Source organism: Arenibacter sp. F26102 (genome assembly GCF_023015865.1).
GTDB lineage: Bacteria > Bacteroidota > Bacteroidia > Flavobacteriales > Flavobacteriaceae > Arenibacter.
This window is the reverse complement of sequence record NZ_JALKBC010000007.1, coordinates 16,601-32,594: the sequence shown is the minus strand read 5'-3', so window position 1 is coordinate 32,594 and position 15,994 is coordinate 16,601. Positions and strand designations below refer to the sequence as shown.

The window sequence follows — 15,994 nt, the reverse complement described above, 5'->3', positions numbered from 1 at the left end:
ATTAAACTTTATTTATAATGTTAGGAATTCTTTCTTTTGTGGGCTTTACCCTTTTGGTTGCCCTTATTGCCTATCTAGCTACCCGAAAAACCGATGAAAATTCCTCTGACGGTTATTTTTTGGGAGGCAGAAGCCTCACCGCTGGAGTAATTGCGGGTTCATTACTTCTTACCAACCTTTCCACCGAACAAATAGTTGGTCTTAATGGAAGTGCCTATACGGACGGTTTATCTGTTATGGCATGGGAAACATTGGCGGCTATTGCCATGGTAGTTACTGCCGTTTTTTTATTACCTAGGTATTTAAAAGGAGGACTCACCACAATTCCCCAATTTCTGGCGAAAAGATTTGATATCACTACAAAAACCATTACCTCAGGATTATTTCTTACAGGGTATGTGGTAGTACTATTGCCGGTTATCCTGTATTCCGGATCGGTGGCAATAAGTGGCATGTTCAATGTTCCGGAACTTTTGGGTGTTTCAGAAACAACGGCCTTGATTCTTTGTATCTGGGGAATTGGAATAATAGGTTCTATATATGCAGTTTTTGGAGGATTAAAGGCTGTAGCTGTTTCAGATAGTATTAATGCTGTTGGTCTTATTGTTGGTGGTATTCTTATCCCAATTTTTGGTTTGATGGCTATTGGGGACGGCAATATGTTGACTGGTCTTGATAATCTAATTAGCTCGGATGCCGCAAGATTCGACTCAACGGGTGAAACGGGACAGGAAGTACCATTTTCCACAATTTTCACTGGTATGATGCTTGTTCAACTTTTTTATTGGGGTACCAACCAACAGATCATTCAAAGGGCTTTAGGAGCTAAAAATTTGGCAGAGGGTCAAAAAGGATTGTTATTGGCCTCTTTTTTAAAGATTCTGGGACCTTTAATTTTGGTATTGCCAGGAATGATCGCCTATCACTATTTTGATGGCGGACTGGCATCCAGCGACCTTGCTTATCCGGAACTGGTAAGGGCTGTTTTACCCAAACCTTTGGTCGGATTTTTTGCCGCTGTACTTTTTGGAGCCATTTTAAGCTCCTTTAATAGTGTCCTAAACAGTTCGGTGACCTTATTCGGTATAGATATCTACAAGCAGCACATTAATAAAGAGGCCCCTGAAAAAACAGTAGTTAAGTACGGTAAGATTTTTGGTATTTGTCTAGCCCTGGCTGCCATGTTCATTGCTCCCTTGATTGCCAATGCAGGAAGTCTTTTTAATTACCTACAGGAAATAAATGGTATATATAGTATCCCGATCTTTACTATCATCGTAGTTGGATATTTAACAAAAAGAGTCCCTGCCATTGCTGCCAAAATAGGCATATTTTCGGGATCCTTATTATATATTATAAGTCAGTTTATCCTTAAAGGTCAGTTTGTGGAAAAGGCGTTGGAATCGGCCAAAGCCTCTGGAATTACCGATCCTGCGGCATTGAAATTGGTGGAAGCTGATGCTTATCCCCACTATTTACACATAATGGCTATTTTATTTGTGACCAATGCGGGAATCATGCTTCTTATAGGTAAGTTTTACCCCAGAAAGGAACCTTTTGAATTGGAATATACCAAGCAAGTTTCCATTGAACCCTATAAATATGTAAATCATGTAGGGCTCGCCGTAATAGTTATAGTAATTGGAATCTATATCTTTTTTGCCAAATAATAGGATTGACTGACAATCAAAAGAGTGTTGTACTAAAACAAAGTAGATACCTTCTTTGGTTATTGTGGGTGTGGGATTTGGGGATAATCAACCTTTTGCACATAGATTGTACCGAATCGTAGGTTTATGACCCATAGAAAATAAAAAGAGGGCTGTTCAAATGAACAGCCCTCTTTTACATTATATAAATTACTTAAACTTAATTCTTAGTATCCAGGGTTCTGAACCAAATTGGGATTGGAAAGCAATGCAGTTTCTGGAATTGGGAAAAGATTTAAATTTGGATCTCCACTTACCTCTTTTAAGCTCCAAGGTGCGGTGAATTTATCAAATCTTACCAAATCGTTCCTTCTCCAAAACTCAATAAACAACTCCCTACCTCTTTCTGCCAGTAATACATCCTCGGTTACACTGGGTAAATCTGGGGTATCGGTCCTAGCCTGTCGTAATGTATTGACCATAGCCGTTGGGTCTCCACCCATACGCATCATAGCCTCAGCCTTCATTAAATGGGCATCGGAATATCTAAAAAGAATCTGGTGCTTTCTAAAAGAGTTAATTTCTCCCCCGTCATTTGGATGGTATTTAAGAATTCTGATACCGTCGGCTTCTCCATTACCTACCAAGGAGGTCAACTCTTTTTTCAATATTAGATCTCCACCCTGTCTATTTTTTAATTTAGTACCGTCTTCATTGTACTGCTGATTGATTAAAAAGCCGTATCCAAGACCTAAATTAACATTGTTGGCATTGGAAGCATCAGGTACCCAACCTCTTCGTTCTTCTTGACCATCACCCACATAATTGGAGTTGGGATCACCTTCAAAAGAGTCGTAGAATTCGGCCAGGGTAGAAAATCCGTTCCAGCCTCCGCCAGTATTATCCGGAGAGTTCATATTATAATGCATACTATTCCAAATCCTCGCCCCAATATCACTATTCAAAAAGAAAATGGTCTCATTATCATCCGAGGATTCGAATATTTGAAAATATCCATTTTCTATGGCAAAACCTTGAGCCGCAATATCATCTACAGCATCGATAACCTTTTGCATATTTGCGGCATCAACAGTACCCCCATTGTAAATATGAGCATTTAGATACATTTTTGCCAAAAGAAAATTTGCCGCTGCCTTGGTGGCGGTACCTGTATTGGCGGTACCTGGACTTCCATCTGGCAATCCCGGCAATGCCGCCAACAAATCGGCCTCCACAAAGCTAAAAGCTTCACTTCTGGTTAGCACTTTTGGATTAACATCAGGACCTTCATCCACTTCCCTAAAGGGTACGGAAGCAAAAAAGTCCATCAGAAAAAACATATTAAAGGCCCTTAAATATTTGGCTTCAGCCAATACTGCCGCATCTGGATTACTTTCTATAATTTCGGAAGCCCTAAATACATTCTGATTTAAATTGTTCCATGCATTCTTAATAAATAAATGCGCAGGGGTCCAGGTATGGGTATGCAACTGTCTCCATATCCCATTATCGCCCCAGTCAGTTCCACGCGTTGGTATCAACAGCTCATCCGTAGTAACCTCGGACATGGCGTACATGGTTTCCTGAGTTGCAAAGTCGCCACCCACTTTGTTGTAAAGGTCACTAAGAGAGGAAGCCGGATTGGCCACCGGTGTAAAGCCGCCATCGGTTGCTGTACTTATGATCGAATCCGTTTCTTCTATCTCCAGATTGGTACAGGCAACAAGGCCTACCAACACGAATATGGAGCCGAAAACGGGTTTCATATATTTTTGTATGTTCATAATGCTATGATTAAAAAGTTACGTTAAATCCTAATGTGTATGTTCTTGGTCTCGGAAAGGCGCTATAGTCTATACCCGCTATAGGCAACCCATTTAAAAGGGCTGCACTGGCCGGTGCCACACTAACCTCTGGATCAAGACCGGAATAATCCGTAATCACAAAAAGGTTCTGACCGGTAAGACTAAGTCTCATAGACTTGAACAAGCCTTCTTTTAAAGGAACGTCATAAGAAATGGATGCGGTTTGCAATCTTACAAAATCTCCTTTTTCCAAGAATCTAGTAGAAACCGATGCTTCGGCAAATCTACCTTCCTGTCCTGCCAATTCCACCACATTTTGTGTTACATTATTACCACTGCCAATGGCACCTCCGGTAAAAAAGGCGTTGGCGGTATTGTTGTAAATATAGTTGCCAAACTGACCATTGAAATACATGGAGGCCGACCAGTTTTTATAATTGGCCGAGGTTGAAAAACCTCCTGTGAAATCCGGTAATGCACTTTTACCAACAAACTGTTGGTTATCCACACCACCCTCATGTACAGGGTTACCGTTAGCATCGAAGCCTGTAAACTCCCTTAAATAAAAGGAATACAAAGGCTGTCCAGAGGCCAGGCGTTGGGCGAATGCGTTGGATAGACCAGCACCACGAATGGTTCCTGCTGCAATCTCCCCATCGAAATCCGTAATTTCATTTTTGTTGTAGGCCACGTTAAACCCAGCGGTCCATCCGTAATCTGCTCCTTGTAAAATGTCATAGTTAAGTGAAAATTCAGCTCCTTGGTTCAACACCACTGCATCCAAATTTTGGAAAAAAGTAGGCTGAGGAGAAGGTTGGGCCGCTTCTATATTAAGCAGTAAATCCCTTGTTTCCTTACGGTATACATCAATTGACCCACTAAAGCGATCATTGGAAAACCCAAAATCCAGACCTACGTTATATTGTGTAGTTTCCTCCCATTTTAAATCGGGATTGGCAAATTCCACAGTAGAAATACCAGGCACGTTAACGTCTCCACCATCACTGATATTTGGATCACCATTGGTCGTAGTGGAATATCGTTCCCTTCTAACGAACCTACCATACCCCAAACCATCCTGGTTACCAGTAATACCGTAGCTTAACCTAAGCTTTAGGGTGGACATGGCGTCGCCCATAAAATCTTCCTCGTTGATTTTCCAAGCAAAAGCTCCGGAAGGGAAAATACCATAACGGTTGTTTCCTCCAAAACGCGAAGAACCATCGGCCCTAACCGTTGCAGTAAACAAATACTTGCTTGCTATACTATAATTGGCCCTGGCAAAAAAGGACTGTAATTCATCCGTATTGTCAAAAGTATTAGTGAAAACGGATTTAACAGGTATGCTTACCTCTCCCAAAAAGTCTGTTTTCGGATCTGGAAAAAGTCTGTTCACGAAAAGATCGGCATCACCTCCAGAAGCATATCCATACTGCTGGTAAGAGCCTGTAATCATCGATTCAATCTTGCTGGCCGCATCGGTTAAATTCCTGGCCATATTATTTAAATTTGGAGTTCCATATCCCCAACCTTCAACATTTCTACCTTGGGTATTAAAATCCTGATACGAAAAACCTCCTAGAACATCCAATACCGAATTATCGAACTCTTTCTTGTATGTCAGGGTCAATTCCAGCAATCTATTCTCTAAATCAAGGTCGTTTATGGTGCCCCTACCATTACCACCTGCGCCACGTCCCACATTAAAGGATTTACTTCCCAATTCAGCTTCACGAGTAGAAGTGGATTTATCATAACCCACAGTAGCCTTGGCCGTTAAGTCCTCCACAATATCGTAGGAAGCTGAAAAATTGACCAGAAAACGATCCGTATAGGTTAAACTTTGCCAATTCTCCAACAAATTCAACGGGTTGATCCTATCTCCCGGATTGAATGAACTATTGGCTGGCCAAGTAGGGTTGGCGGAGTAGGCAGAACCCAACATATCCCCAGTGGACCCTGCGCTACCACTTAATGGTGGTGCCTCGTCATTTACACGGGAAATGGTACTTTGTAAATCCAACCTTAATTTATCATCAAATAATCTTTGGGTAAGATTAACCCTACCTGTAACCCGCTCCTGGGAAGATTTTGGAACTATCCCAAACTGCTTACCGTAGTTAAAAGTTGCCCGTACGTTACCTGAACCATAATTTTGGGAGTAGGCAAGGTTATTATTGGTCGAAGATGAATTTCTAGTGACTAAAGATTGCCAATCCGTATCATTGCCCAAGTCCGTTGCTGCTCCACCAAAGGCAGAAACAGCAGATAGGAATTCGCTCCTATTCAATAAATCAAATTCGTTGGACGGTGATGAAAAACTTAGATCTGAAGAAAACTCCCAGGTACCACCCTGTGCACCGCCTTTACCACTCTTGGTCGTAATGATTACTACCCCATTGGCACCTCTGGAACCATAAATAGCGGTCGAGGAAGCATCCTTTAGGATACTCATGCTTTCTATATCATTTGGGTTCAAAAAGCTAAGTGGGTTTCTAGCCGAACTAGAACCAACACCTATATCCGTTCCTTCAGAGGAACTACCTCCAGAAGGAAGTGGAACACCATCGACCACAAATAATGGATCGTTGTTGGACCTAACCGACGATGTACCCCTAATCCTAATAGAAACACCGGAACCAGGTTCCCCACTTCCTTGGGAAATTTGAACACCGGCCGTTTTTCCTTGAATTAATTGTTCAGGCGAGGAAATAACCCCTCCGTTAAAGTCTTCTGAAGTTACTGCAGAAACCGCTCCGGTGGCATCCTTAACAGTAGTAGTACCATAACCAATGATAACTACCTCTGCCAATGCCTGAGCATCTTCCTCCATCATTATGTTGATAGTGGTCTGGTTACCTACCGCGACCTCTTGTGTTTTGTAGCCGATATAGCTAATAACAAGGATGGAACTTGCATCCACATCACTAAGAATGAAATTTCCATCAAAATCTGTCTGTGCGCCATTGGTAGTTCCCTTTACCACGACGCTGGCTCCCGGTAAGGGGCCAGTTGCATCAGATACAGTACCTGATACTTCTTGAGCTGATGCTAATCCAAAACATAAAAATGTTCCAAATAGCAAAAAGCTTTTAAGTAATTTAAGCTTCATACATTGTTAGTTTTAATTGAGTTAAATAATAGATTGAGTTTAAAGTTCCTATTCCGAAGATAAATCATATAATTACAATATTTTGTTATATTCTTGTTTTTAACACTGAAATATTACCGAAAACGTTTTAGTCGCCTTCAATTTTTTCAAAAACGTAATTATTAAACTTTGTACGAATATACATCTTTCTTAAAGATAATGATATTTTGACATATTTCAATACTATCTTTACATTTATCTAAATTTGGCCTCCGTACTTAAATCATTGTATTATTTTTACGCTTCCGATATTAAATAGTCTAATTTGTGCCAAAAAGGCCCAAATGCTTTTGTATTTTTAGTAGTATATTCACTTTGAAAAAAAATCACCTTTGAAGAAAAAAATCACCCTCAAACATATTGCAAGGGAATTAGGGGTTTCCATTTCCACAGTTTCCAAAGCATTGAAAAATAGTGAGGAAATTGGATCGGATACTAAGGAGAAGGTCCAGGCCTTTGCAAAATTATACAACTACAAGCCCAACAATATTGCCATCAGCTTAAAGAATAAGCGCACCAAGAATATTGGAGTAATTATTCCGGACATTGTCCATCATTTTTTTACTACTGTGTTTCGGGGTATAGAAAAATACGCCAACGCCAAAGGTTATAATGTCATTGTATGTGTTTCCGACGAATCTTTCGATAGGGAAGTCATTAATATGGAATTACTGGCCAACGGAAGTATAGACGGATTTATAATGGCCCTTTCTGCCGGCACACAACTAAAAAACGACTATAACCATTTGAAGGAAGTTACAGAACAAGGAATTCCCATAGTATTGTTTGATCGTGTAACTGAGGATATAAAATGTGATAAAGTCATTATCAATGACAAAAAAGGGGCCTACAACGCCGTGACCAAATTCATAAAAGACGGTCGGAAAAGAATTGCCATGATCACTACTGAGGACTATTTTAGTGTTAGTAGGGAAAGAGCTGCCGGCTATCGTGAGGCATTATCCGACAATGGAATTGCCTATAACGAGGATCTAATTCTAAAATTTCCTTCCATGACCATTGACGAAAAGGTGATCGAAGATTTTTTTAATCGTGAAAAAGTAGACGCCGTACTGAGTGTGAATGAAATTTTTGCCATCCACAGTATGCGGTTGGTACAAAGCAAGGGCTTAAAAATTCCAGAGGATATTTCCTTTATTGGTTTTACGGATGGTCTATTGTCCAAATACGCCTCTCCAGGGCTCACGGCAGTGGCACAACATGGCGAACATATGGGAGAAATAGCAGCAGAAATGCTTATTGAAAAGGTAGAAAGTGAGTTGGAGGAGGAAACCTATACCACAAGGGTTTTGGAACCCACTATTATAGAACGGGGATCAACAGTGAATTAGGTTTTACAATATTATATTGAAAAAGCTGGTTGCTGAAAAGGGGCTAACCTATTATTTCCGTTACTCACGGAAATTTAAAGTTGGAATGCAGGGGTACCGACCCCCTCGGCTATTACAAATCCAATTTTTTTAACCCTGCCAGATTTTAATTGATATCATAAAGAATGAAGAAAACAGGATTTATATTTGACTTGGATGGCGTTATTGTAGACACCGCCAAGTACCATTATTTGGCATGGAGAAAATTGGCCAATGCGCTGGGCTTTGAATTTACCGAAGAACAAAACGAACAATTTAAAGGGGTAAGTCGTAAAAGATGTTTGGAAATTCTCTTGAATATTGGCGGTATCCAAGCAACAAAAGAACAATTTAACAGCTGGCTGGTAGAAAAGAATGAGGATTATCTGTCACTTATTGAGAACATGGATGAATCTGAGATCCTGCCGGATGTGCAAAAAGTACTTTCTTTTCTTAAAAACCATAATATGCCAATAGCCTTAGGGTCCGCCAGCAAAAATGCCCGCCCTATTCTGGAAAAGGTAAAATTAATGGATTATTTTGATGTCGTTGTAGACGGAACCCACGTTACCAAAGCCAAGCCCGATCCAGAAGTTTTTTTAATAGCCGCTGAACAACTTGGGGTACATCCCGAAGATTGTGTGGTCTTTGAAGATGCAGTTGCAGGAATAGAGGCCGCCAACAATGCGGGAATGTTGAGCATAGGCATAGGCGAAGCAAAAGTACTTTCCAAGGCAAATTTCGTATTTGCGAATTTTACGGAAATTGATGTTAAATTCATAAATCGTCTTATGGAATAAAGTTTAGGGCGAACATTGACAATATTTGGTTAATTTGGTAATTTCTAGTTTGAAAACAACAGAAAACGACCATACACCTATTACGATAACGCACAAACACTAGCATAATGAATCAAGATTATATAAAGCCCCACAACTGGTCTATTATCGAGGAAGGATTTGAAAAGGACAGGGTAAAATCCTCTGAAAGTTTATTCAGCCTTGGAAATGGAGCCATGGGCCAACGTGCCAATTTTGAAGAAAAATATTCCGGTCCTACTTTTCAGGGAAGTTATATAGGCGGGGTGTACTACCCAGATAAAACAAGGGTAGGCTGGTGGAAAAATGGTTATCCCGAATATTTTGCAAAAGTATTGAACGCTCCTAATTGGATTGGAATAAATGTACTTATCAATGGGGAAACCTTGGATCTAAATACCTGTAAAAACGTAGCGGATTTTCGCAGGGAATTAAACATGCAGGAAGGATGGTATACCCGGAATTTTAAAGCAACCCTGCCCAATGATGCCGTTATAGAAGTAAAGATTACCAGATTCCTAAGTTTGGACCATGATGAAGTGGGTGCCATTAAATATGAAATTACTCCGATAAACCAAGATACTTCCATAGCTTTTCACCCTTATATAGATAGTGGCATAACCAATGAGGACACCAATTGGGACGACCAATTTTGGAACACTACCGGGGTTTCATCGGATGGTTTTCAGGCGTTTATTGAGGCCCATACCATGAAGACCAATTTCTCTACCTGTACATTTATGGAGTCCAAATTGTACCATAATAATAATTTGGAAAAAGAAAAGCCATTAGAGGCAATTTCCGAGACTTCTGCAGTTCATCACTTTAAAAAAGAAATCAAAAAAGGAGATACCCTATCGTTGATTAAATTTGGTGGTTATACGGTCTCTACCAACCATAAGGCCAATGAATTGATCTCTGCTGCCAAAAAGGCCTTGTACAAGGTGACCGAATTAGGTTTTGATGCCCTATTGGATCTACAAAAAAAATCCTGGGCCAAAATATGGGAAATGAGCGATATTATGATCGACGGTGATGTTAGCGCGCAACAGGGAATTAGATTTAATATTTTTCATTTAAACCAAACCTATTCGGGAAAAGATTCCAGACTTAATATTGGGCCAAAGGGATTCACCGGGGAAAAATACGGCGGAAGTACTTACTGGGATACAGAAGCCTATTGTATTCCATTTTATATGGCTACCAAAAATAAAAAAGTAGCAAGAAACCTGCTGACGTATAGGTACAACCATTTGGAAAAGGCCATTGAAAATGCCCGAAAATTAGGGTTTGTAGATGGGGCGGCCCTATACCCCATGGTCACCATGAATGGAGAAGAGTGCCATAACGAGTGGGAAATAACCTTTGAAGAAATACATCGTAATGGCGCCATAGCCTTTGCCATATATAATTACTTCCGGTTTACGGGAGATTACACCTACATCCCGGAAATGGGCCTGGAGGTTTTGATAGGGATAGCCCGTTTTTGGCATCAAAGAGCCACCTTTTCTACCCAGAAAGACAAATATGTAATTCTGGGCGTTACGGGTCCCAATGAATATGAAAACAATGTAAACAACAACTGGTACACTAATTATATTGCCAAATGGTGCATTAATTATGCCTTACAGGAACTTCAAAAAGTAAAAGAGGGTTATCCGGATGATTATCATAGAATTATAGGAGTCACCAAACTTGCAGAAAAGGAGACCAAAGCCTGGGGCAAGGTGGCCAAAAAAATGTACTTCCCCTTTGATGAAAAATTGGGTATTTATTTGCAACAAGATAGCTTCTTGGACAAAGAACTTATCCCGGTAAAGGAATTGAACAAAAAGAATCGACCCATTAATCAAAAATGGAGTTGGGACCGCATTCTAAGATCGCCTTATATAAAACAAGCAGATACCCTTCAAGGATTTTATTTCTTTGAAGACCATTTTACCACCGAAGAACTGGAAAGGCATTTCGATTTTTACGAACCATTTACAGTGCACGAATCCTCACTATCCCCATGTGTTCATAGTATTCAGGCCTCAAAATTGAATAGAATGGATCAGGCGTATGCCTTCTATCTACGTACTTCGAGATTGGATTTGGACGATTACAACAAGGAAGTGGAAGAAGGACTCCATATTACTTCAATGGCAGGTACATGGATGAGCATAGTGGAAGGTTTTGGAGGGATGAGGATTTTAGATGATAAATTATCCTTTACCCCAAGAATACCAAAGGAATGGACATCCTACTCCTTCAAGGTAAATTTTAGGAATAGAATTTTAAAGGTCACGGTTACGGAAAACGAAACCACCTTTGACCTGGAAGGGACGGATGAAATGTCTATTCGGGTGAATGGAAAACGTGTTGTTTTAACCGCTGGCAAAAAAAACTATTCATCAGCTCCCTAGTCTTTTAGCAACAATAAAACAATCCCAGGAATGTTCAAAAAATGCGCGATTGGGATTATTTTGTAAAAACACTTAAATAAATTGAAACAAAAGGTGTTCGTGGAAAAAAATTATTAAAAAATTAACACTAATTCCAAAAACATGTATCATTATTGCATAGAAAAGCTCAATAACACCTAGTTGGCTTTTCTTCCCGAAAAGAAGCATAAAATGAAACAGACCACTGAAATTCGAAAAACAGTAGTTTATCAAGTATTTACCAGATTGTTCGGCAATACGAATACCACCAATAAACCATGGGGGACCATAGAAGAAAATGGGGTAGGCAAATTCCGTGACTTCACGCAAAAAGCTTTAAAGGAAATTAAGGATCTGGGAATAACACATATATGGTATACGGGTATTCCACATCACGCCCTGATAGGGGATTATACCGCATACGGCATCTCTAACGACGATCCGGACATTGTTAAGGGAAGAGCAGGTTCACCCTATGCCGTTAAGGATTATTACAGCGTTAATCCAGATTTGGCGCATAATCCCAAAAATAGATCAACAGAGTTTACAGCCTTAATTGCCAGGAGCCATAAAGCAGGTTTAAAAGTTATCATAGATATAGTTCCAAATCATATCGCCAGAAAATACGAAGGAAAAAATAATCCCAAGGGAGTGGTAGATTTTGGGGCCAACGATAATACAAATGTAGTCTATGACAAAGACAACAATTTCTATTACAATCCCGGAGAGTCCTTTACGGTCCCGGATTGGAGAGATGGCTACCTGCCTTTAGGTGGGGAAGAAATTAAATTGGCATATAACAAATTTACCGAAACTCCCGCAAAATGGACTGGAAACGGGTCCCGATCGCCCAAACCCGATTTTAATGACTGGTATGAGACCGTGAAAATTAATTACGGAATTAGTCCGGACGGACATAGGGATTTTGCATCACTACCAGAGGATTTTGGCCATAAAGACTTTTCCGAACATTTTGAGTTCTGGAGAAACAAGGAGGTACCCGATTCCTGGATGAAATTTAGGGATATTGCCATCTTCTGGTTGGACCAGGGGGTAGACGGATTTCGATATGACATGGCTGAAATGGTTCCCGTGGAATTCTGGAGCTTTATGAATTCGTCCATAAAAATGAAAAATCCAGATGCATTTTTAATGGCAGAAGTATATAATCCACAACTATACCGGGAATATATCTTTAAAGGGAAAATGGACTATTTATATGACAAGGTGGAATTTTATGATTCCTTAAAACATATTATGCAGGGCCATGGGTGGACAGACCACATACCGGTAGTTCAAAACGGACTAATGGATATTGAGCACCAAATGCTTCATTTTCTGGAGAATCATGACGAGCACCGTATTGCCTGCCCAGAATTTCTAGGAAATGCCGACATGGCCAAACCGGGAATGGTGGTTTCCGCAACCATTAGTACCTCACCTACAATGATCTACTTTGGGCAAGAGGTGGGAGAACCGGCCGCCGAAAGTCCTGGTTTTGGGTCACCCGGTAGAACCTCCATCTTCGACTATGTTGGGGTACCCCACTTTCAACGCTGGGTCAACAATAAAAAATTTGACGGAGGGCAATTATCGGCAAAAGAGAAAGAACTTAGGACATTTTATAAGAACTTGCTCAATTTCACCATTAACAGTAGTGCTTTAATGGGCAATTATATGGATATTCATTTTTTCAATAAGGAGCATACAGAATATTACAATCACCGTGTCCTCTCCTTTGTAAGATGGTCCAAAAACGAAAGACTAATTATTATTTCTAATTTTGACGCCCACGACACATTTGGATTCGATTTAAAACTGCCGAGGGAGATTGTACAGGCATGGGGTCTGCAGAATAAGACATACCCTGTAAAAGACGAATTGTTCAAAGAAAAGGAGTTAATCTTGATCATCGAAGATGAAATTGGCCATATCAGAATAGATATACAACCATTGGAATCATTAATTTTAAGTTTAAAATAGTTAAGCCCATTACATTATGAAAACATCATCACTAGTTGGATCATTATTCCTCTTACTATTAATTTTAAGTTGTGACAATATGAACAAACCCTTGGTTATTGGCCATAGAGGTGCCATGGGGCATGAAACGGAAAACACCTTGGCATCCATGCAAAAGGCAATAGATCTTGGTGCGGATATGATAGAGATCGATGTCTTTAAAATAAAAAGTGGTGAAACGGTAGTATTCCATGATAAAGATGTGGAAAGACTTACGGATAGTATTGGCAAAATAGAGGACTATAATTTTGAAGACCTGCAGAAATTAACCTTGGTCGGCAACCACAAAATCCCTACCCTACAAGAGGTACTGAATGTAATTGATAAAAAAGTACAACTGAATATAGAACTAAAGGGTTCCAATACGGCAGATAGGGTTAACTTTATTATGAATTACTACATAAAGGAAAAAGGTTGGCCTATTGACAAATTCCTTATTTCCAGTTTTAAATGGGATGAACTTCAGGCCATGCGGAAGCTAAACAATAAAGTGCCGATTGCCATCCTAGTAAGTGGGGATCCACTGAAAGCGTTGGACATTGCCAAAGAATTAGAAGCTGTGGCCATCAACCCATACTTTGAAGATTTGACCTTGGAGAATGTTCACGAGATGAAAAAAGCCGGATTTAAAGTATATCCATTTACGGTGAATGAACCAGAAGAAATTGAGGCGGTAAAGCGATTGGGAGTAGATGGCATCATCACCAATTTTCCAGAACGCATTAATTAATGTTCGATGTAATTGTACTAGGAGGAGGAGCCGCCGGTTTCTATGGGGCAATACACATTGCGGAATCCAATCCCAATTTGAGTGTCGCAATCTTGGAACGTGGCAAAGATGTACTGGGCAAGGTTAAAGTATCCGGAGGTGGGCGCTGTAACGTTACCCATGCCGAATTTGACCCTAAAGAACTTACCAAAAATTATCCTAGGGGAGAAAGGGAACTGTTAGGTCCGTTCCACAACTATTGTACAGGTGATACAATGGCTTTCTTTGAAAAACGCGGAGTGCAATTGAACATTGAAGCTGATGGCAGAATGTTCCCCTCTACCAATTCTTCACAAACTATCATAGACTGTTTTGTTGGGGAAACAGAGCGACTTGGAATAAAAGTGCTCAAGAATAGTTCCGTTATTGGGATAACACAGCTGGACAAGGATGATTACTCCTGGGAAATTAAATCGATTCGAAACACATACAAAGCCAAAAAAATATTGGTGGCCACTGGTAGCAATCCTAAAATATGGGAGTTATTAAGACAAATGGGGCATACCATAGTCCCACCGGTACCTTCACTTTTCACCTTCAATATTAAGGATGAAAGAATTTCCGGCATACAAGGGGTTAGCACCAACGCCAACATCAAGATAATTCCTACCAAGGTAAATAATGGAAAATACAATGCGGCTTTAAAAAAATATGCCATCCACCCATCCGACCTAGAATCCGAAGGCCCCCTTTTAATTACACATTGGGGAATGAGCGGTCCGGGAATATTGAGGCTATCGGCTTGGGGAGCTCAGTTGTTGAATGACTTAAATTATAACTTTTCAATAAAAATAAATTGGCTTCCAGCCTATCATGAGGAAGGAGTGCTAAGTCAGCTTTATGAGATAAAGGAAGTGGAGGGAAAGAAAACAGTACTTCGCACCAAAGCGTTTGAAATTCCAAAGCGATTATGGATCAGCCTAGTAAAGGCGTCAGGCATTTCGGATACCGATAAATGGGCAGATATTTCCAAAAATCAAATACAAAAATTAGCGAAGCAATTAACGAATTCCAAGTTTAATGTAGATGGGAAAAGCACTTTTAAAGAGGAATTTGTTACTGCCGGAGGGGTAGACCTAAAAGAAATCAATTTTAAAACTTACGAAAGTAAAATACTTCCCAACCTGTTTTTTGCCGGGGAAGTAATCAACATAGACGCCATTACTGGCGGATTTAATTTTCAGAATGCTTGGACCGGGGCATTTATTGCGGCCCAAGCAATAGCAAAACGTGTATAAAAGGGACTAACTCAATAGCAACATCAACAAAGCGGCCAAACTAGCTCCAATAATAGGACCTACTACTGGTATCCAAGCATAACCCCAATCGCTTCCTCCCTTACCCTTTATGGGCATAATAGCATGCATTATACGAGGGCCCAGGTCTCTGGCTGGATTAATGGCATAGCCGGTGGTACCTCCCAAAGAGAGCCCTATTGCCCATACCAAAAATGCTACTGGCAAAGCCCCCAGGGATCCCAATCCTATTACCGTTTCCGTTTCGGTTATTGAGGCGTCCGTAAAATAGAGGACTACAAATACCAAGGTAAAAGTACCTACAACTTCACTAAATAGATTATTAATGGGATTTCTTATGGCCGGAGCAGTACAAAATACCGCTTTTTTAGTGTCCTGATCCTCTGTTGCATCAAAATGATCTTTGTAGAAGAGCCAAACGATCAAGGCTCCCAACATGGCCCCTAGGAATTGCCCCAATACATAGGTGGGAACCAAGGCCCATTCAAACTTTTCAGCAACGGCCAGTCCAATACTAACGGCCGGATTCAGATGTGCCCCGCTATAGGGTGCGGCAACCGCCACTCCTACGTACACTGCCAATCCCCAGGCAGTGGTAATTACCATCCAGCCCATGTCATTGGATTTTGTTTTGTTAAGGATTACGTTGGCTACTACGCCGCCCCCTAAAAGAATTAGAAAAAAAGTGCCGATGATTTCAGCAATAAATGGAGTCATATTTAGTTGGTTTT

Annotated in this window: 10 protein-coding genes; 7 read left to right on the top strand and 3 right to left on the bottom strand. The window is 40.4% G+C overall.

Features of this window, described 5'->3' with window-relative positions; genetic code table 11:
- The first annotated feature begins 17 nt into the window (after window positions 1-17).
- Entirely contained in the window at window positions 18-1,670 is a 1,653-nt protein-coding gene (locus MWU78_RS11470) for a solute:sodium symporter family transporter (RefSeq protein ID WP_246997881.1), read from the top strand.
- Between the two features lie 206 nt (window positions 1,671-1,876).
- Here MWU78_RS11470 and MWU78_RS11465 read toward each other — a convergent pair whose 3' ends face one another.
- Together MWU78_RS11465 and MWU78_RS11460 are read right to left on the bottom strand one after the other, a co-directional pair.
- Window positions 1,877-3,433 carry a RagB/SusD family nutrient uptake outer membrane protein gene (locus tag MWU78_RS11465; protein WP_246997880.1) on the bottom strand — a complete coding sequence of 519 codons (1,557 nt, stop codon included), beginning with the start codon at window positions 3,431-3,433 and terminating at the stop codon, window positions 1,877-1,879.
- Between the two features lie 10 nt (window positions 3,434-3,443).
- Entirely contained in the window at window positions 3,444-6,566 is a 3,123-nt protein-coding gene (locus MWU78_RS11460) for a SusC/RagA family TonB-linked outer membrane protein (RefSeq protein ID WP_246997879.1), read from the bottom strand.
- A gap of 371 nt (window positions 6,567-6,937) precedes the next feature.
- Here MWU78_RS11460 and MWU78_RS11455 point away from each other — a divergent pair, with 371 nt between their 5' ends.
- From MWU78_RS11455 to MWU78_RS11430, 6 genes are all read left to right on the top strand, one after another.
- Window positions 6,938-7,957 (top strand): LacI family DNA-binding transcriptional regulator, encoded by a 1,020-nt coding sequence (locus MWU78_RS11455; protein WP_246997878.1) that lies wholly within the window; start codon window positions 6,938-6,940, stop codon window positions 7,955-7,957.
- A 164-nt stretch (window positions 7,958-8,121) separates the two neighbouring features.
- Window positions 8,122-8,775 (top strand): beta-phosphoglucomutase, encoded by a 654-nt coding sequence (gene pgmB / locus MWU78_RS11450; RefSeq protein WP_246997877.1) that lies wholly within the window; start codon window positions 8,122-8,124, stop codon window positions 8,773-8,775.
- A gap of 107 nt (window positions 8,776-8,882) precedes the next feature.
- A complete protein-coding gene (locus MWU78_RS11445; RefSeq protein ID WP_246997876.1) occupies window positions 8,883-11,198 on the top strand; it encodes a glycoside hydrolase family 65 protein in 2,316 nt (771 codons plus the stop codon).
- A gap of 210 nt (window positions 11,199-11,408) precedes the next feature.
- Window positions 11,409-13,199 (top strand): alpha-amylase family protein, encoded by a 1,791-nt coding sequence (locus MWU78_RS11440; RefSeq protein ID WP_246997875.1) that lies wholly within the window; start codon window positions 11,409-11,411, stop codon window positions 13,197-13,199.
- Window positions 13,200-13,278: 79 nt separating this feature from the next.
- A complete protein-coding gene (locus MWU78_RS11435) occupies window positions 13,279-13,968 on the top strand; it encodes a glycerophosphodiester phosphodiesterase family protein (protein ID WP_246997874.1) in 690 nt (229 codons plus the stop codon).
- Window positions 13,968-15,245, top strand: coding sequence for an NAD(P)/FAD-dependent oxidoreductase (locus MWU78_RS11430; RefSeq protein ID WP_246997873.1), 1,278 nt, complete (start codon window positions 13,968-13,970; stop codon window positions 15,243-15,245). Before MWU78_RS11435 ends, MWU78_RS11430 begins: the two co-directional genes overlap by 1 nt.
- A 6-nt stretch (window positions 15,246-15,251) precedes the next feature.
- Here MWU78_RS11430 and MWU78_RS11425 read toward each other — a convergent pair whose 3' ends face one another.
- Entirely contained in the window at window positions 15,252-15,980 is a 729-nt protein-coding gene (locus tag MWU78_RS11425) for an MIP/aquaporin family protein (protein WP_246997872.1), read from the bottom strand.
- Window positions 15,981-15,994 lie beyond the last annotated feature (14 nt).

Coding starts and splice junctions, on each gene's coding strand:
- MWU78_RS11465 (WP_246997880.1), bottom strand. CDS start 3,433: ATGAACATACAAAAATATATGAAACCCGTTTTCGGCTCCATATTCGTG.
- MWU78_RS11460 (WP_246997879.1), bottom strand. CDS start 6,566: ATGAAGCTTAAATTACTTAAAAGCTTTTTGCTATTTGGAACATTTTTA.
- MWU78_RS11445 (WP_246997876.1), top strand. CDS start 8,883: ATGAATCAAGATTATATAAAGCCCCACAACTGGTCTATTATCGAGGAA.
- MWU78_RS11425 (WP_246997872.1), bottom strand. CDS start 15,980: ATGACTCCATTTATTGCTGAAATCATCGGCACTTTTTTTCTAATTCTT.
- pgmB (WP_246997877.1), top strand. CDS start 8,122: ATGAAGAAAACAGGATTTATATTTGACTTGGATGGCGTTATTGTAGAC.
- MWU78_RS11440 (WP_246997875.1), top strand. CDS start 11,409: ATGAAACAGACCACTGAAATTCGAAAAACAGTAGTTTATCAAGTATTT.
- MWU78_RS11435 (WP_246997874.1), top strand. CDS start 13,279: ATGAACAAACCCTTGGTTATTGGCCATAGAGGTGCCATGGGGCATGAA.
- MWU78_RS11470 (WP_246997881.1), top strand. CDS start 18: ATGTTAGGAATTCTTTCTTTTGTGGGCTTTACCCTTTTGGTTGCCCTT.
- MWU78_RS11430 (WP_246997873.1), top strand. CDS start 13,968: ATGTTCGATGTAATTGTACTAGGAGGAGGAGCCGCCGGTTTCTATGGG.